General features: G+C 69.2%; 11 protein-coding genes. 3 read left to right on the forward strand and 8 right to left on the reverse strand.

All coding sequences use genetic code 11. From position 1 onward, the window contains the following. Positions 1–927, reverse strand: a complete 927-nt coding sequence (locus ABL312_RS14970; protein ID WP_349358206.1) for a DMT family transporter — start codon at positions 925–927, stop codon at positions 1–3. A gap of 301 nt (positions 928–1,228) precedes the next feature. On the opposite strand from ABL312_RS14970, the gene ABL312_RS14975 reads away from it, so the two are divergent. From ABL312_RS14975 to ABL312_RS14985, 3 genes are all read left to right on the forward strand, one after another. Beyond that, positions 1,229–2,584 (forward strand): MFS transporter, encoded by a 1,356-nt coding sequence (locus ABL312_RS14975; RefSeq protein ID WP_349358207.1) that lies wholly within the window; start codon positions 1,229–1,231, stop codon positions 2,582–2,584. 218 nt (positions 2,585–2,802) lie between these two features. Further along, positions 2,803–4,095, forward strand: coding sequence for an adenylosuccinate synthase (locus ABL312_RS14980; RefSeq protein WP_349358208.1), 1,293 nt, complete (start codon positions 2,803–2,805; stop codon positions 4,093–4,095). Positions 4,096–4,155: 60 nt separating this feature from the next. Beyond that, complete coding sequence (locus ABL312_RS14985) at positions 4,156–5,937, forward strand: hypothetical protein (protein WP_349358209.1); 1,782 nt, start codon at positions 4,156–4,158, stop codon at positions 5,935–5,937. Between the two features lie 259 nt (positions 5,938–6,196). Here ABL312_RS14985 and serA read toward each other — a convergent pair whose 3' ends face one another. From serA to ybgF, 7 genes are all read right to left on the reverse strand, one after another. After that, positions 6,197–7,783, reverse strand: a complete 1,587-nt coding sequence (gene serA / locus ABL312_RS14990) for a phosphoglycerate dehydrogenase (RefSeq protein WP_349358210.1) — start codon at positions 7,781–7,783, stop codon at positions 6,197–6,199. Between the two features lie 94 nt (positions 7,784–7,877). After that, positions 7,878–9,053 (reverse strand): phosphoserine transaminase, encoded by a 1,176-nt coding sequence (locus ABL312_RS14995; RefSeq protein ID WP_349358211.1) that lies wholly within the window; start codon positions 9,051–9,053, stop codon positions 7,878–7,880. A 221-nt stretch (positions 9,054–9,274) separates the two neighbouring features. Then, positions 9,275–10,072: an outer membrane protein gene (locus tag ABL312_RS15000; protein WP_349358212.1), complete on the reverse strand. Its 798-nt coding sequence runs from the start codon at positions 10,070–10,072 to the stop codon at positions 9,275–9,277. A 410-nt stretch (positions 10,073–10,482) separates the two neighbouring features. Continuing rightward, a complete protein-coding gene (glmM, locus tag ABL312_RS15005) occupies positions 10,483–11,829 on the reverse strand; it encodes a phosphoglucosamine mutase (RefSeq protein WP_349358213.1) in 1,347 nt (448 codons plus the stop codon). 302 nt (positions 11,830–12,131) lie between these two features. Beyond that, positions 12,132–14,060, reverse strand: a complete 1,929-nt coding sequence (ftsH, locus tag ABL312_RS15010) for an ATP-dependent zinc metalloprotease FtsH (protein WP_349358214.1) — start codon at positions 14,058–14,060, stop codon at positions 12,132–12,134. Positions 14,061–14,189: 129 nt separating this feature from the next. Further along, the gene (gene tilS / locus ABL312_RS15015) at positions 14,190–15,545 is read right to left on the reverse strand and encodes a tRNA lysidine(34) synthetase TilS (protein ID WP_349358215.1); all 1,356 of its coding nucleotides are present in this window, start codon (positions 15,543–15,545) and stop codon (positions 14,190–14,192) included. Beyond that, positions 15,532–16,524 (reverse strand): tol-pal system protein YbgF, encoded by a 993-nt coding sequence (ybgF, locus tag ABL312_RS15020; RefSeq protein WP_349358216.1) that lies wholly within the window; start codon positions 16,522–16,524, stop codon positions 15,532–15,534. Before ybgF ends, tilS begins: the two co-directional genes overlap by 14 nt. Positions 16,525–16,716: the final 192 nt, after the last annotated feature.

Below are 16,716 nucleotides of genomic sequence, written 5' to 3' on the forward strand. Positions count from 1 at the left end.
TCAATCGTCGCCGGGCGCGAGCGCGGACGACCGGCGCCAACGCAGGATCCGGCCGTCGAGAAGCGCCAGACCGACGAGCAGCACGGCCATGCCGGAAAGCTGCGGACCCGTCAGGCTTTCGCCGAGCGTCAGCGCGCCCAGCACGCTCGCCGTCACCGGGATCAGCAGCGTGACCAGCGAGGCGTTGGTTGCGCCCGCCTCCACCAGCAGGCGGAAATAGATCAGATAGGCCAGCGCCGTGCACAGGGTGCCAAGCGCCACGACGGAGAGCCAGACGCCGGCGCCGGTGTCGGCGACCGCCCAGCCGGTGCCCTGCCAGGTCGCCGCCTGCCAGGCCGCCAGGGGCAGCACCAGGAGGCTCGAGGCGCTCAATTGTCCAGCCGCCGCAACGAGCACGGGCACGCCCCTGAAGCGCCTGGCGAAGGTCGCGGCAAACGCATAGGACAGCGCCCCGCCCAGACACAGCAGTTGCGCCCACACCGGAGAGACGCCAAGGCCGCGCAGTCCCGGCAGCAGCAGCAGAACCACCCCGGCGAACCCCACCGCGATGCCCGCGATCCGATGCCCGCGCAGCGGCTCCTGCGCGACGATCGCGGCGGCGACGATCACGGTGAAGATCGGCGTCGTCGCGTTGAGGATCGAGGCGAGACTGGCGGTGAGCACCGTCTGCCCCCAGAAGATCAGCGAAAAGGGAATGGCATTGTTCAACAGCCCCATGACGGCGAAGGCGCCGAGCAAGCGGGGCTCCAGCGGAAACCGCAGGCCGCGAACCCGCAGCACGGCATGCAGCGTCAATGCGGCGAGCGCGACGCGCAGGAAGACCAGCGTCAGCGGCGGAACCTCCACGACGGCGATCCGGGCGAGAAGAAACGTGCCGCCCCAAAGGATCGACAATGTGATCAAGAGCGCCCAGTTCGTCAGGCTCATGCGGGTCTCCCGGTCCGGTGTGTCGAGGCACCGGTAGCAGCGACGCACGGCGCAAGACACCCGATTTGCGAGCGCCCGACTTGCGAGACCCGGATTTGCGCACGGGGGTGACGCATCGCCGGACCGGCGGCGGTCGCGGGGCCGCCATGCAGGGACCGGGCGGCCCCCGCCCTTGCTCCGCCGCAATCGGCGGCGCACTGTGGTTCGAGCGATCCTCGCCGCTTCAAATGCCCTCGCCCGTCAAGCGATCCGCGCCCCGACGGGGCGGCCAGACCAGACCGACCACGACCGACCACGACCGATGTCCAGCCCTTCCGCCGCAGACCTCGCCCGGGACGATACGTCCGAGATCGATCCCGAGGGGCGCGCGCCCGTCGACGCAGCGCAGGGACCGGCCGCGCGCACGCACGGGAGTTCCCCGCCGCTTCTCGCGCGCCTCGTCCCGCTTCTGATCGCCGCCGCGCTGCTGCTCGGCGCCAACGGGCTCGCCATGACGGTGGTCGCCGTGCGCGGGCGGGAGGTCGGCCTGTCGGACACGGTGATCGGCCTGTTCGGCTCCGCCTATTACGCCGGCTTCATCGTCGCGGTGCTGCTGGCGCCGCTGCTGATTCGCCGCGTCGGGCACATCCGGGTCTTCGCCGCGCTCGCCTCCATGAGCGCCATGTCGGTGCTGCTGCTTCTGGTGAGCGAGCCCTGGGTCTCCTGGGCGGTGTTGCGCTTCGCCAGCGGCGCGGCCTTCTGCGGCACCGCCATGGTGCTGGAAAGCTGGCTCAACACGCTCGCCTCCAACTCCGAGCGCGGCCGCATCCTCAGCGTCTACCGGATCGTCGATCTCGGCGCGGTCACCGGTTTCCAGTTCCTGTTGCCGGCCTTCGGCGCGGGCGGGATGGAAATCCTCGTCGTCATCGGGCTTCTCTTCTGCGCGGCCCTGATCCCCGTGTCGCTGTCGCGCGAGAACAATCCGCCGAAGCAGTCGCCCGGGCGCATCAACTATCTGGCGCTGTGGCGCATCTCGCCGGTCGCGGCCGTCGGCGTGCTCACCATCGGGCTGACAAATGGCGCCTTCCGAACGGTCGGGCCGGTCTATGCCCAGGCGGTGGGTCTGGATGCGGAAGGCCTGGCGCTGCTGATCAGCCTGTGGGTGCTCGCCGGCGCGCTCTTTCAGTACCCGCTCGGCTGGGCGTCGGACCGCACCGACCGCCGCTTCGTGCTGATCGTCGCGACCGTCGGCGCGGGCACCGCCTGCCTGTTCCTGTCCGGCGCGACGCTGCCGGCGGCGATCTACGTCGGCGGGTTCCTGTTCGGCGGCTTCGCGCTGCCGCTCTATTCGCTGTCTGCGGCGCATGCCAACGACCACGCCCGCGCGGGCCAGTATGTGGAGCTTGCGGCCGGTCTGACGCTGTTCTTCGCGCTCGGCGCGATGACCGGGCCGCTGCTCGCCTCGCTGGTGATGGACCGCTTCGGCCCCGGCGCCTTTTTCGTCTACACCGCGACGCTGCATCTCGCCTTCGTCGGCTTCGTGCTGATGCGGCTGGCCAAGCGCTCCGCCGTCCCGGCCGACCGGCGCAAGCGGTTCGTGTGGCTGCTGCGCACCTCGCCGATGATCTTCCGCCTGGCGCGCAGCGGACGCGGCGCGGGCAGGGATCGCCCCCGCTGAACCGGACCGCCGGCATCGGCCCGCCCGCTCCAAAATCCGCATCAGGAGGAAAAAGCGCGTCGAAAGCAGGGCGAAAGCGTGTCGGGGGGGCTCGTCACGCGGCCCCGCCTTGGCTATAGTCGCGCCACCTGTGCCCCGGTTCGAAAGCCGGGGTTTTTCGTGCGCGCATGCGGCTCCCCGGGGGCCGCTCCGGCGCTCTGGAAGAGAATGGATTGATCATGGCAAATGTCGTCGTTGTCGGCTCGCAGTGGGGTGACGAAGGAAAGGGCAAGATCGTCGACTGGCTGTCGGAACAGGCCGATGTCGTCGTGCGCTTTCAGGGCGGCCACAACGCCGGCCACACGCTGGTCATCGACGGCGTGAGCTACAAGCTGTCGCTGCTGCCGTCCGGCGTGGTGCGCGGCAAGCTCTCGGTGATCGGCAACGGCGTGGTGATCGACCCGCATGCCCTGGTGGCCGAGATCGCCCGCCTGGCCGAGCAGGGCGTGACGGTCTCCCCGGACACGCTCGCCATCGCCGACAATGCGACGCTGATCCTGTCGCTGCACCGCGAGCTCGACGCGCTGCGCGAGAACGCGGCCGCCACCGGCACCAAGATCGGCACCACCAAGCGCGGCATCGGCCCGGCCTATGAGGACAAGGTCGGCCGCCGCGCCGTGCGCGTCATGGATCTGGCCAACCTGAAGACCCTGCCGGCCAAGATCGAGCGCTTGCTCACCCATCACAATGCGCTGCGCCGCGGCCTCGGCGAGCCGGAGATCGATCCGGGCGCGATCTACGGCGAGCTGGAACAGGTCGCCGAGGCACTGCTTCCCTATATGACGCCGGTGTGGTCGCTGCTCGACGCCAAGCGCCGCGAAGGCAAGCGCATCCTCTTCGAGGGCGCGCAGGGCACGCTGCTGGACATCGACCACGGCACCTATCCCTTCGTGACCTCCTCCAACACCGTGTCCGGCCAGGCGGCCGCCGGCAGCGGCCTGGGCCCCGGCTCCGTCGGCTATGTGCTCGGCATCACCAAGGCCTATACGACGCGCGTCGGCGAGGGCCCCTTCCCGACCGAGCAGAAGAACGAGATCGGCCGGTTCCTCGGCACGCGCGGTCACGAGTTCGGCACGGTCACGGGGCGCGAGCGCCGCTGCGGCTGGTTCGACGCGGTGCTGGTGCGCCAGAGCTGCTCGATCAACGGCATTCACGGCATCGCGCTCACCAAGCTCGACGTGCTCGACGGCCTCGACGAGATCAAGATCTGCGTCGGCTACGAGCTCGACGGCAAGCGCATCGACCATCTTCCGGCCTCGCAGGGCGCGCAGGCGCGCATCACGCCGATCTACGAGACGCTGCCGGGCTGGAAGGAATCGACGGAAGGCGCGCGCAGCTGGGCGGACCTGCCCGCGCAGGCGGTCAAATACGTTCGGCACGTCGAGGAGTTGATCGGCGCGCCGGTCGCGCTACTGTCGACTTCGCCGGAACGCGACGACACAATCCTTGTCCAGAATCCGTTTCAGGATTAAGGCTTGATCGAGGGGTCGCGAGTCGCGGCGACCCCAGGGCGGCGATGACGAGTTGATGACATGGCTGACTATTACCCGGTTTTGAAGAAAACCGTTGCTGCGCTCCCGCAGAACACGGGCGCGGCGCGGCGCGAGATCTATCAGCGCGCCCGAAAAGCCATCGTCGCGCAACTCAAGGCCTACGATCCACCGCTCTCGCCCTCCGATATCACGGCCGAGCAACTGCGGCTGGAAGAGGCGATCCGCAAGGTCGAGGCCGAAGCCGCGCGCGCGACGCTCGGCGCCTCCGCGCCGCAGCCGTCCGAAACGCCCAAGCCCGCACCGGCCCCCGCCGCCGCGGCAACGCCGCCCGCGCAACCGCCGCAACCGACACAACCGCCCGCTCCGGCGGCGCCCGCCACGCCCCCACCCGCGGCATCGTCGCCCGGCGAGGCCACGCCTCCGAGGTCGCCGGCCGCGGAGCCCCCACGGCCCGAGCCGACGCGCGCCGCGAGCCAGGGCGCCTCGGCAAGTCCTGGCGCGGACACACTGAAGGCGGCCATCGACGACGCCCGCAAACTGGGGACTTCGGCCGAGAGCGCCGGACGCAGCGCGCGGCGCGCGCTGGAGGGCGAAGGTCCGGATGAGCGCAAGCGGGAACCGACACTCGACACCCCGCCCCCTGACGCGCCGGCCTCCGGCAGCTACACGCAAGGGGCAAGCGCTGCCGCAACCGGATCGCCGAAGATCTCCACCGGCCTGGAAGGCCTGACCGGCGAATCCCGCGCGCCGGTCGGAGACAACCGCAGGCCGCTCGGCGGGACCGAGGGCCGGCCGCTGCCGCCGCTCGACAGCGCCCGCCCCTCGCGCCTGCCCGCGCTTCTCGGCGGCGCGGCCGTGCTGCTGCTGGTGATCGGACTGGCCGCCGTCGGCTATTCGCAGCGCGACGCGCTGACCGATCTCTTCGCCGGCTCCGACACGCCTCAGCCGGCGCCGCAACAAACCGCCGAAACGCCCGAACCGGAGGCCGACGAATCGCGCAAGGACAGCGCGCGTCTTCTGGAGAACGGGGAAACCGCCGTCGCGCCGGACGCGCGCAGCGTCACGACCACCCGGATCACCCCGTCCGCGCCCTCCGGCGAGACATCGGCGACGGCTCCGGAAACGGCCCCGGCCGGCGAGAGCGTGCGCGCGGTCGAGCCGGAAACCCCGGCCCCCCCCGCCGAACCGGCAACGCCGCCCGCCGCCGAAAGCCCGAGCGCAACAGCGGAAACGGCGCAACCGGCCGATCCCGCGCCGGCACCCGCATCGGACACCGCCATCGTCGGGCAGCGCGCCTTCCTCTATGAGGAAGGACCGGAGGCCGGCAGCGCCGGACAGGCCTCCTCCGGCCGCACGATCTGGGACGTCGACACCGAAACCGTCGACGGGCGCACGGAGACCGTTCTGCGCATGCGGGTCGAGGTGCCGGACCGCGACATCATCGCCAACATGTCGCTGCGGCCGAATCGCGACCAGTCGCTGCCCGCCAGCCACCTGCTGGAGGTGCGCTTCGACCTGCCGGAGGATTTCACCGGACAGGGCGTCGCGGAAATGCCGGGTCTCGTCATGAAGACGACCGAGGAAGCCCGTGGCGACGCGCTCATCGGCGCCTCCGTGAAGGTGGCCGACGGCTTCTTCTGGGTGGCGCTGTCGAGCATTCCCGACGAGCGGGAGCGCAACCTGCAGCTTCTGCGCGACCGCGCCTGGATCGACCTGCCGATGCTCTACGAGAATCGCAAGCGCGCCATTCTGACGCTCGAGAAGGGAACGCCCGGCACACGCGCCGTGGAACAGGCCGTCGCCGCCTGGTCTGCCGAATAGGCTCTCCAGGCCCGCGCGAGGTCCTCCGCACATTGACCGCGCTTGTCCGGGTCCGATGCCCTTCGCTCCGGACAAGGCTCCGGTCCGTCATGCACGGGGCGCGCCCCCTCCGGCGCGACGGTCGCGCGCACCGGCGGTTGCCTTGTCCCCGGACCGCAAAACTCCCTCGATCGCAAAAAGAAACGGCAGCGGGTCGCCCCGCCGCCGTCTGCTTTCAGAAATTGAAATCTGTCACGCCGTCGTGGCGCCCACCGGCGCTTCAGAAGGCGAGCGGCTTCGCCTGCTTGACGTGCGAAATCGCGCGGATGCGGGCCAGAACCTGCTCCGGCACCGGCCCGTCGACCTCGACCAGACAGATCGCATCCTCGCCCGGCGCGGTCCGGCCCAGGTTGAAGGTCGCGATGTTGACCCCGGCACCGCCGAGCGCCATGCCGAGTTCGCCGATGAAGCCCGGCTTGTCCTCGTTGGTCACATAGAGCATGTGGGCGCCGAGTTCGGCTTCCATGTTGATGCCCTTGACCTGGATGATCCTGGGCTTTCCGTCCGCGAACACCGTCCCGGCGACGGAGCGCTCCTGCCGTTCGGTCTTCACCGTGAGGCGGATGTAGGTCTCATAGGCGCCCGACTGCGGCCGGCGGACCTCTTCCACCGAGATCCCGCGCTCGCGTGCGAGCAGCGGCGCGGACACCATGTTCACCGTCTGCAGCAGCGGCTGCAGGAGGCCGGTAACCGCGGCGGCCGTCAGCGCCTTGGTGTTCATCTCGGCGACATCGCCGGCATACTCAAGACGAATGCCGGACAGGCCCGTCTCGGTGAGTTGCCCGGCGAAGGAGCCGAGCTGCTCGGCAAGCCGCACGAAGGGCGTCAGGCGCGGCGCTTCCTCCGCCGTGATCGAGGGCATGTTGAGCGCGTTCGACACCGCCCCCTTGGTGAGGTAGTCGGACATCTGCTCGGCCACCTGCAGCGCGACGTTTTCCTGCGCCTCGGAGGTGGAGGCGCCCAGATGCGGGGTGCACACCAGGTTCGGCGCGCCGAACAGGATGTTGTCCGTCGCCGGCTCTTCCACGAAGACGTCGACGCCGGCGCCCGCCACCTTGCCGCTGTCGAGCCCGGCGCGCAGGGCCGCCTCGTCGATCAGCCCGCCGCGCGCGCAATTGATCAGGATGACCCCGTCGCGCATGGCCGCGATCGCATTCGCGTCGATGATGTTGCGGGTCTTGTCGGTGAGCGGCGTGTGCAGCGTGATGATGTCGGCGCGCGCGAACAGCGCGTCCAGATCCACCTTCTCCACGCCGAGGTCCTGAGCGCGCTCTTCCGACAGGAACGGATCGAAGGCGATCACGCGCATCTTCAGCCCGATGGCCCGATCCGCCACGATCGAGCCGATGTTGCCGCAGCCGATCAGTCCGAGCGTCTTGGAGGTGATCTCCGCGCCCATGAATTTCGACTTTTCCCACTTGCCGGCCTGGGTCGAGGCGTCAGCCTTCGGGATCTGGCGGGCCACCGCGAACATCATGGCGATGGCGTGCTCCGCCGTCGTGATGGAATTGCCGAAGGGCGTGTTCATGACGATCACGCCGCGCGCGCTGGCGGCGGGAATGTCGACGTTGTCGACGCCGATCCCGGCCCGGCCGACGACCTTCAGCCGGTCGGCGGCCTGGATCAGCTTGTCGGTCACCTTGGTGGCGGAGCGGATGGCCAGCCCGTCATACTGGCCGATGACGGCAAGCAGCTTGTCCTTGTCCTTGCCGAGGTCGGGCTGATAGTCGACCTCCACGCCGCGCGACTTGAAAATCTCGACGGCGGCCGGGGACAGCTTGTCGGAAATGAGAACCCTGGGTGCCATGGGAAACCTCCGGATGGCGGCGGCCGCTCCCGGATGCCTGTCCGGGAGGGCGCCTCGAGCCTGAACTGAAGCGGAGTTGCGGGACGCGGGCCGCTCAGGCCGCGTCCGCGAGCGAAGCGATCTGACGGGCGAAGGCCCAGTCGAGCCAGGGCAGCAGCGCCTCGACGTCCGCCGTCTCGACCGTGGCGCCGCACCAGATGCGAAGCCCGCTCGGCGCATCGCGATAGGCGCCGATGTCGAAGGCCACGCCCGCGCCGTCGAGCGCGGCGGTCAGCCCCTTGGCGAAAGCCGCCTGGGCCTCGGCCTCAAGCGACGCCACCCGCGGATCGACGATCTTCAGGCACACGGAGGTATTGGACCGCGTCGCGGGATCGACGGCGAGAAAGTCCACCCAGTCGGTGCGCGCGACCCAATCGGCGATCGCGCCGGCATTGGCGTCCGCGCGCGCGATCAGCGCCTCGAGCCCGCCGAGGTCCCGCGCCCATTTCAAGGCGTCGAGATAGTCCTCGACGCAAAGCATCGAGGGCGTGTTGATGGTCTCGCCCCGGAAGATGCCCTCGATCAGCTTGCCGCCCTTGGTCATGCGGAAGATCTTCGGCAGCGGCCAGGCCGGCGTGTAGCTTTCCAGCCGCTCCACAGCACGCGGGCTGAGGATCAGCATGCCATGCGCCGCCTCGCCGCCCAGCACCTTCTGCCAGGAGAAGGTGACGACATCGAGCTTGGCGAAATCGAGCGCCTGCGCGAAGGCCGCCGACGTCGCGTCGCAAATGGTCAGGCCCGCGCGGTCCGCCGGGATCCAGTCGGCGTCCGGCACGCGCACGCCGGAGGTCGTGCCGTTCCAGGTGAAGACGACATCGCGGGCAAAATCGACCGTGGAAAGATCGGGAAGCTCGCCGTAGGGCGCTTCCAGAACGCGCGCGTCCTTGAGTTTCAGCTGTTTGACGGCGTCGGTGACCCAGCCCTTGCCGAAGCTTTCCCAGGCCAGCAGGTCGACGCCGCGCGCGCCCAGCAGCGACCACATGGCCATCTCCACCGCGCCGGTGTCGGAGGCGGGCACGATGCCGATGCGATAGTCGTCGGGAACGCCGAGCACGGCGCGGGTCAGCTCGATGGCTTCGGCCAGCTTGGCCTTGCCGGGCTTCGCGCGGTGCGAGCGCCCGAGCGGCGCATCGCAGAGGGCATCCAGGCTCCAGCCGGGACGTTTGGCGCAGGGGCCGGAGGAAAAACGGGGATTGTCCGGCCGCACGGCCGGTTCATGCACATCGGTCATTGGCTATCCTTCCAGATAGGTGCCCCTCGTTGGGGAGGGGTGTCCCGCGTATCGGCTTATCCGAGCCGGCCACGGCGCGCAAGGTCGCATTGCGACCCGACTGGAAGGAGAACCGCGAAGGCCGGTCCCCGCGGCCAGGCGGACCGGCGGAGGACCGACGGGAAGACGCAAAAAGGCCGGGCGCGCGACCCGGCCTTTCGCGGATGTTTTCGCAGGCGCGATCAGTACTTGGTGACGATCGGCTCGGAGATATAGCTCGGGCCCGAGTTGAACGTGTACCGCGCGCCGATGCGGAACTCGTGCGCCTGCAGATCCTCGTACTTGATCTTGCGCGACGGGTTCGGCCCGCCGGTGCTGAAGCTCGCCGAATAGGCGTTGCCGATGTTCAGGTAGCGGTAGCCCGCGTCGATGGACCAGTTCGGCGTCACCGCATAGGAGCCGCCGGCCATCAGCGCCCAGGAGAAGTTCCAGGTGCTGTCGCCCGGATAGCTGCCGGTGGCGCCATCGGGATTGCGGAAGGCGATGTCGCTGGTCGTGACGTGCGACACGCCGATGCCGGCGCCGACATAGGGCGTGAAGCCGCGCCAGGTGCCGATGTCGACATAGCCGTTCACCAGCATCGTCAGCACGTCGATCTTGGCCGTCTCGTCGGAGAAGAGACCGGCGCCGAGACCGCCGCACGGCGTCGGACAGGGCGCCTCGCCCTTGACCTTGGCCGGGAACTCGTAGTCCAGCGTGATGTCGCCGCGCAGGTAGTCGGAGAACTTGTAGCCGACGCCGACGCCGATCATGCCGGTGTCGTTCATCTTCTCGTGCGCCCACTGGGTCCCGCCGTAGCTCAGGCTGGGATCCTGGTACACCTTGTAGCCGATGTCGCCGCGCAGATACCAGTTGCCGGTCACCACCGGCACCTGCGGCGTATGCTCGATCACGGGAATCGGCATGTCCGCCGCATGGACGGCTGACGAGACGATCATCGCGACGCCAGCCAGGCACATTTTCTTCAAATGGCTGCTCATGTCTCGGTCCTCGTTGATAGCGTCCGAAAAGTCAGGTCTTGCCGGCCGCACGCTTGAAACACGTGACGAGGATTGCTCAAAATACTTAAGAGGCGCTTAACCCTGTTCTTTAACCGTGATTTTTTACCTTAAGAAAAGGTAAATACGCGAAGAAGACCTCTCGCGTTGCAACAACGCGCCACGCCCGGGCGCCGACCGGCGGCCGGCGCCTGTGTCCGGCGCCCCCTGCGGCCCCGGCGAACCCCGGCGCGGCCGCGCGCCGAAGCTGCGGCGCCGGGCCGACGCGGCACGGCGGCTCCGCGCCCGGGGACCTGAACGTCTGGGGAACGGGAAGTCAGGGAAACGGCAGGTCAGGGGAACGGGACAACAGGCGCATCGGGACCTGTGATTTGCGCCCGCGAACCGCCGGGTCAGGCGGCGGCGCGCGCCACCGCCTCGGCGATCTTGTCGACCACGCCCGACAGCAGATCCTCGTTGTCGGCCTCGCCCATCACCCGGATCAGCGGCTCGGTGCCCGACGGGCGGATGAGCAGACGCCCGCCGTTGCCGAGCGCCTTGCGGCCTTCCTCGATCGCCGCCTGCACCGCCGGATTGTCGAGCGGCGTCGCGCCGCTGTAGCGCACGTTCTTGAGGATCTGGGGCACAGGATCGAAGCGCCGGCAGACTTCCGAGACCGGGCGCTGCAGCTTGGCGACGCAGGCGAGCACCTGCAGCGCGGCCACCAGCCCGTCGCCGGTGGTGGCATAGTCCGACAGCACGATGTGCCCGGACTGCTCGCCGCCGACGTTGTAGCCATGCTTGCGCATGTGCTCGACCACATAGCGGTCGCCCACCTTGGTGCGCGCCAGCGACAGGCCGAGCCCGTCGAGATAGCGCTCCAGCCCGAGGTTGGACATCACCGTCGCCACGATGCCGGAGGCCGACAGGCGCCCGTCCTCCATCCAGGACTGGGCGACGACCGCCATCAGCTGATCGCCGTCCACCACCCGGCCGTTCTCGTCGACGATGATGACCCGGTCCGCGTCGCCGTCGAGGGCGATGCCGATGTCGGCGCGTACCTCATGCACCTTGCGGCACAGCGCGTCCGGATCGGTCGAGCCGCATCCGTCGTTGATGTTGTAACCGTCCGGATCGACGCCGATGGCGATGACCTCGGCCCCGAGCTCCCACAAAGCTTCCGGAGCGACCTTGTAGGCCGCGCCATTGGCGCAATCGACCACGATCCTCAGCCCCGACAGGCTCATCTCGCGCGGCAGCGTCCGCTTGGCGAATTCCACGTAGCGGTCGCGCATGCCGTCGATCCGGCGCGCGCGGCCAAGCTCCGCCGGGGGCGCCAGCATGCGGGAAATGTCGCCTTCGATCAGGCGTTCGATCCGCTTCTCGACCTCGTCCGACAGCTTGTAGCCGTCGGGGCCGAAGAACTTGATGCCATTGTCCTGATAGGGATTGTGCGAAGCGGAGATCATCACCCCGAGATCGGCGCGCACCGAGCGCGTGAGCATGGCCACGGCCGGCGTCGGCATCGGCCCGAGCAGCAGCGCCTCCAGCCCGACGGAGGTGAAGCCGGCCACCAGGGCATTCTCGATCATGTAGCCGGACAGGCGCGTGTCCTTGCCGATCACCACGCGGTGGCGATGGGCTCCGTTGCGAAACACCACACCGGCCGCCATGCCCACCTTCAAGGCGATGTCGGGGGTCATCGGCGCGCGGTTTGCGGTGCCGCGGATGCCGTCGGTTCCGAAAAACTTGCGAGTCATGTCAGCCCTGTCACTTCAGCCCAATGCGGCGTGTCATTCCGGCGTATTGTTCCGGCGTGTCGGTCCAGCGTGTCGATCCGGCCGTTCATTCCGGTCATCAACCCTGCCGGCTGTCCGGGAAGGCGATCCGCGCCGCGGACCCACCGCGGCGAAATGAAGGTCGTCGTGTCCGCTGTTCTTTATCACCATGATCGCGCGATCGTGTTCAAAAAGTGTTTTGATTCGTTACACACGCGAAAAGGCCCGGCGGATCCCCGCCGGGCCTTTTCGCGAAGTCGTCGATCGCCCGACGCGGCGTTGCGTCAGCCCTGGGGCTGGGGCTCCATGCCACCGGCCGGCGCATCGCCCTCGCCGCTGCGCTTTGCCCCGGTCTTCGGCACCGCCGACACGCGGCTCGGCGGCGTATCGTCGTCGGTCTCGCGCACCGGGGGCTTGCCGTCCAGCAGGTCGCGGATTTCATCGCCCGACAGCGTCTCGTATTCGAGCAGGCCGTTGGCGATCGTGTGGAGCTGGTCCTCGTGCTCCGTCAACACCCGCTTGGCCGTCTCGTAGCCGGTGTTCACGAAGGACTTGATCTCCGAATCGACGATCCGCTGCGTGTCTTCCGACACATGCTGGTTCTTGGCGACCGAATGGCCGAGGAACACCTCTTCCTGGTTCTCGCCGTAGAGCAGCGGCCCGAGCTTGTCGGACATGCCGAACTGCGTCGCCATGGCGCGCGCCAGCTTGGTCGCCATCTGGATGTCGCCGGAGGCGCCGGAGGTGACCTTCTCGTAGCCGAAGATCATCTCCTCGGCGACACGCCCGCCCATGGCGACCGCAAGGTCCGCCTTGCACTTGGCGCGGGTGAGCGACACCTGGTCCTTTTCCGGCAGGCGCATCACCATGCCGAGCGCACGCCCGCGCGGGATGATCGTCGCCTTGTGGATCGGATCGGACGCCGGCATGTGCAGCGCGACGAGCGCATGCCCGGCCTCGTGATAGGCGGTGAGCTTCTTTTCCTCGTCGGTCATGACCAGCGTGCGGCGTTCCGCGCCCATCATCACCTTGTCCTTGGCATCCTCGAACTCGGCCATGGTGACCAGACGCTTGCCGCGCCGCGCGGCGAGCAGGGCCGCCTCGTTGACGAGGTTCATCAGGTCGGCGCCGGAGAAGCCCGGCGTGCCGCGCGCCAGCGTGCGCACGTTGACGTCGGGCGCCAGCGGCACCTTGCGCATATGCACCTTGAGGATCTTCTCGCGGCCCGTGACATCCGGGTTCGGCACCACGATCTGGCGGTCGAACCGGCCCGGGCGCAGCAGCGCGGGATCGAGCACGTCCGGCCGGTTGGTGGCGGCGATGATGATCACGCCCTCGTTGGGCTCGAAGCCGTCCATCTCGACGAGCAGCTGGTTGAGCGTCTGTTCGCGCTCGTCGTTGCCGCCGCCGAGGCCCGCGCCACGATGGCGACCGACCGCGTCGATCTCGTCGATGAAGATGATGCAGGGCGCGTTCTTCTTGGCCTGTTCGAACATGTCGCGCACCCGGCTCGCGCCGACGCCGACGAACATCTCGACGAAGTCGGAGCCCGAGATGGTGAAGAACGGCACATTCGCCTCGCCGGCGACCGCGCGGGCGGTCAGCGTCTTACCGGTGCCCGGAGGGCCGACCAGAAGCACGCCGCGCGGGATCTGGCCGCCGAGCCGCTGGAACTTCTGCGGATCGCGGAGGAACTCCACGATCTCCTGCAGGTCTTCCTTGGCCTCGTCGATGCCCGCCACGTCGTCGAAGGTGACGCGGCCATGCGCCTCGGTCAAAAGCTTGGCCTTCGACTTGCCGAAGCCCATGGCCTTGCCGCCGGAGCCCTGCATCTGGCGCATCACGAAGATCCAGATGCCCAGGATGATCAGCATCGGGAACCAGGAGATCAGCGCGCCGAGCAGCGAGAAATTCTCCGCCGGCGGCTTCGCGACGATGCGCACGCCCTGGGTGCGCAGGGTCTCCAGGTAGTTGCCGGCCGATTCCGGCGCGTAGGTCTGGAACGCCTCGCCGCTGGAATATTGTCCGGTGACCTGCTGTCCCTGAATGGTGACCTCGCGCACCTGCCCCTGTTCCGTCTGATCGAGGAACTGGGAGAAGGCGATCTCGTTGGTCACCGTCCGCTGTCCCGGATTCTGGAACAGCTGGAACAGGGCGATCAGCAGGAGGCCGATGATCACCCACAGAGCGAAATTGCGAAAGTTGGCGTTCATTGCGTTTCCTTCACCGCGGGCAGGCGGCGGTCTGCGCTGGGGATAAGAGACATGCCTTGCAAGATAGGTCCCGCGGGGCGGACTGCCAAGGTTGCCGGCGATATTCGCACGAATCTGCTCCCATTTTCCTTAAATCTCGTTATTTCCCCGCCGCGCGAGCGAATTGGGAGGTGCAACAACAGGCTGAAACCGCTCCAGCAGGGTCAGCGCGACCCCGTTGGGCGGGCCGTCCCCGCCAAGGCCGGGACAATAGGACGCATCGCCCCCGCGCCCGCTTTGCAGGCAGGGCGCGGTCGCAAAGGCCTCGCCGGGCCACCCTTGCGCACGCGCGGCCTCCGGCACCGCCGGCGCGCTGGCCTGCGGATCGCCCCGGGCGCGCAGATCGAGCGCCACCGGTGCGTCCGCGCGCAGCACGAACCGCCCGTCCCAGATCCACACGCCCGGCCCTGTGACGGTGAGCGCGGCGATCCCCGCGCGGCCCGCCTCGCGCCACAGGGTAAGGACCCCGTCGGCCCGCCGCACCACCGCGCCGGCGAGCGTCGCCTGCACGCGCGTGCCGCCGGAGAGCGTTTCGACCAGCCGCTCCAGCCGCTCCATGCGCGGCGGATACGCGGCCCCGCCCACCCGCTGCAGCAGGCAGGCGAGCGTGCGCAGCAGGATCTCTTCCGGCACCTCGGCCAGCGCCGCGACGGACACACGCACCGGCCCGGCCGGGTGCATCCTCGCGTGATCGCGCAACAGCCGCGCGACGCGGTCGTCGAGCGCCTGACCGGCCCGCGCGAGCCGCCCGGCCGTCTCCGACAGGCGGCGCGCGGTCAGGCCTTCCTCGGCAAGCGCCGGCATCAGCGCGCGGATGCGCACCCGCGCATGGGCGCGATCCGCGTTCGAGGGATCCTCGCACCAGCCGATCCCGCGCGCCCGCAAGGTGGCGAGCAGGCGCGCCTTGGGAACCCCGAGCAAGGGCCGCAGCACCGGCGTGTCGCCCCAGCGGTCGGCCTCGCGCATGGCGCCGAGGCCCTGCACGCCGCTGCCGCGCGCCAGCCGCAACAGAAAGGTCTCGGCCTGATCGTCCAGATGATGCGCCAGCACCAGCGCCGCGCCGCCCTCGGCGCGCAGGGCGTCGCACAGGAGCGCCTGGCGCGCGGCGCGCGCGGCGGCCTGCAGATTGGCGGCCGGCGTCGGGCCTAAGCGGCGCAGGCGCCGGCAGGTCAGACCGAGCCGCGCGGCAAGCTGCGCCACATGACGCGTTTCCGCGTCGCTTTCGGCACGAAATCCATGATCGACGGTAAAAACGATGAGATCCGGCGCGTCGGGGCGGTGTGTCCGCCATTCGGCGAGCAGCACCATCAGGGCCAGCGAATCCACGCCGCCGGAGACGGCGATCCCGACCCGGTGCAAGCCGCGCAGTGGCGCGAAGAGCCGATCCGCCTCGTCGGAGGAAACGGGCGCGGCCTCGGTCGGACAATGCGGATCAGGCGCAGCCACTGCGCTGCTTCTGCGCCTCGGCCTCGGCGCGGACGGCCGTGGGGGCGCCGGGATATTTGGTCAGCAGTTCGGAGAAGGTCGCGCAGGCCGCGTCGGTCTGGCCGATGCCGCGCAGCGACAGGCCGAGCTTCAACAGGCTGTCGGTAACCTTCGCGCTGTCGGGATAATCGGTGTAGCTCTTCAGGAAGGCGTCGGCCGCCGCGCGGTAATCGCCGCGCGCGTAGTGGCTTTCGCCCAGCCAGAACTGCGCGTTGGCGGCCAGCGCATCATTGGGATGATCCGCGAGAAATCGGCGAAAGCCGGCCTCCGCGCCCGCATAGTCGCCCGACAGGATCCGGGAGTAGGCCGCATCATAGGCCGCGCGCGGGTCGCCGCCGCCTGCATCGACGCTGGCGGTGGCGAAGCCGTCGTCCTGCGGGGCGCCGCTCGACACGCCCGGCGGCGCGGTGTCGGGCCCGGAGGGCGCGAAGCCCCCGCCGGTCCCGCGCGCCAGCGCCGAGAGATCGAGCGGTCCGGCGCCGCCGCCCGCGACATAGCCGCCCTCGCTGCCATAGTCCGCATCGCCCGACCCCGTATCGGCGGGAAGCTGGCCGAGCGTGCCGCCGCCGGCCGGCCCGTAGCCGGTCGTATCGTCGAGCGTGCCCGCCAGATCGCGCATGCCGCCGCCGCCCGCGTCGGAACGGTTTCCGGTGCCGCCCTCGAGCTGCTGGAAGCGGTATTCATTGTCTTCCTGCATGCGCCGGATCTGGTCCTGCAACTGCCGGATCTGGAAGTTGAGTTCCTCGATCTGCCCGGTGAGGACGCGCATCTGCTCCTCGACCTGGTTGATCCGCACGTTCGCCTGGCTGTCGTCGCGCCCGCCGAAGAGCTGCGCCGCCGCCGGCGTCGTGGCGAGCATGCCGACAAGCGCCGCCGCCAGAGCAATCCCGGCCAGGCGCCCGGGACGAGCCGCGCCGCGCGACCATTTCAAAGCTGTCATTCGATCCTCCGCCCCAACATTGTCCGCCCCGATCATTTACCCCCAACTCTTGCCCCAAGCTCTTGCCCCGAACTCTTGAATCGAGCACGTGCTCCGAACACTCGGGGTGCGCCGCGCGGGGCGCCCGAGGCGAGGGTTTCGCACAAGATGTCGTTTAGCACAGGGCGCCGGGAGTTCGGCCAAATTTTGACC

The sequence above is a fragment of the Stappia sp. genome (assembly GCF_040110915.1).
Lineage (GTDB): Bacteria > Pseudomonadota > Alphaproteobacteria > Rhizobiales > Stappiaceae > Stappia.

Excerpts from the sequence above, each read along its gene's own strand:
- ABL312_RS14970 (WP_349358206.1), bottom strand. The coding sequence starts at position 927 with ATGAGCCTGACGAACTGGGCGCTCTTGATCACATTGTCGATCCTTTGG.
- ABL312_RS14975 (WP_349358207.1), top strand. The coding sequence starts at position 1,229 with ATGTCCAGCCCTTCCGCCGCAGACCTCGCCCGGGACGATACGTCCGAG.
- ABL312_RS14980 (WP_349358208.1), top strand. The coding sequence starts at position 2,803 with ATGGCAAATGTCGTCGTTGTCGGCTCGCAGTGGGGTGACGAAGGAAAG.
- ABL312_RS14985 (WP_349358209.1), top strand. The coding sequence starts at position 4,156 with ATGGCTGACTATTACCCGGTTTTGAAGAAAACCGTTGCTGCGCTCCCG.
- serA (WP_349358210.1), bottom strand. The coding sequence starts at position 7,783 with ATGGCACCCAGGGTTCTCATTTCCGACAAGCTGTCCCCGGCCGCCGTC.
- ABL312_RS14995 (WP_349358211.1), bottom strand. The coding sequence starts at position 9,053 with ATGACCGATGTGCATGAACCGGCCGTGCGGCCGGACAATCCCCGTTTT.
- ABL312_RS15000 (WP_349358212.1), bottom strand. The coding sequence starts at position 10,072 with ATGAGCAGCCATTTGAAGAAAATGTGCCTGGCTGGCGTCGCGATGATC.
- glmM (WP_349358213.1), bottom strand. The coding sequence starts at position 11,829 with ATGACTCGCAAGTTTTTCGGAACCGACGGCATCCGCGGCACCGCAAAC.
- ftsH (WP_349358214.1), bottom strand. The coding sequence starts at position 14,060 with ATGAACGCCAACTTTCGCAATTTCGCTCTGTGGGTGATCATCGGCCTC.
- ybgF (WP_349358216.1), bottom strand. The coding sequence starts at position 16,524 with ATGACAGCTTTGAAATGGTCGCGCGGCGCGGCTCGTCCCGGGCGCCTG.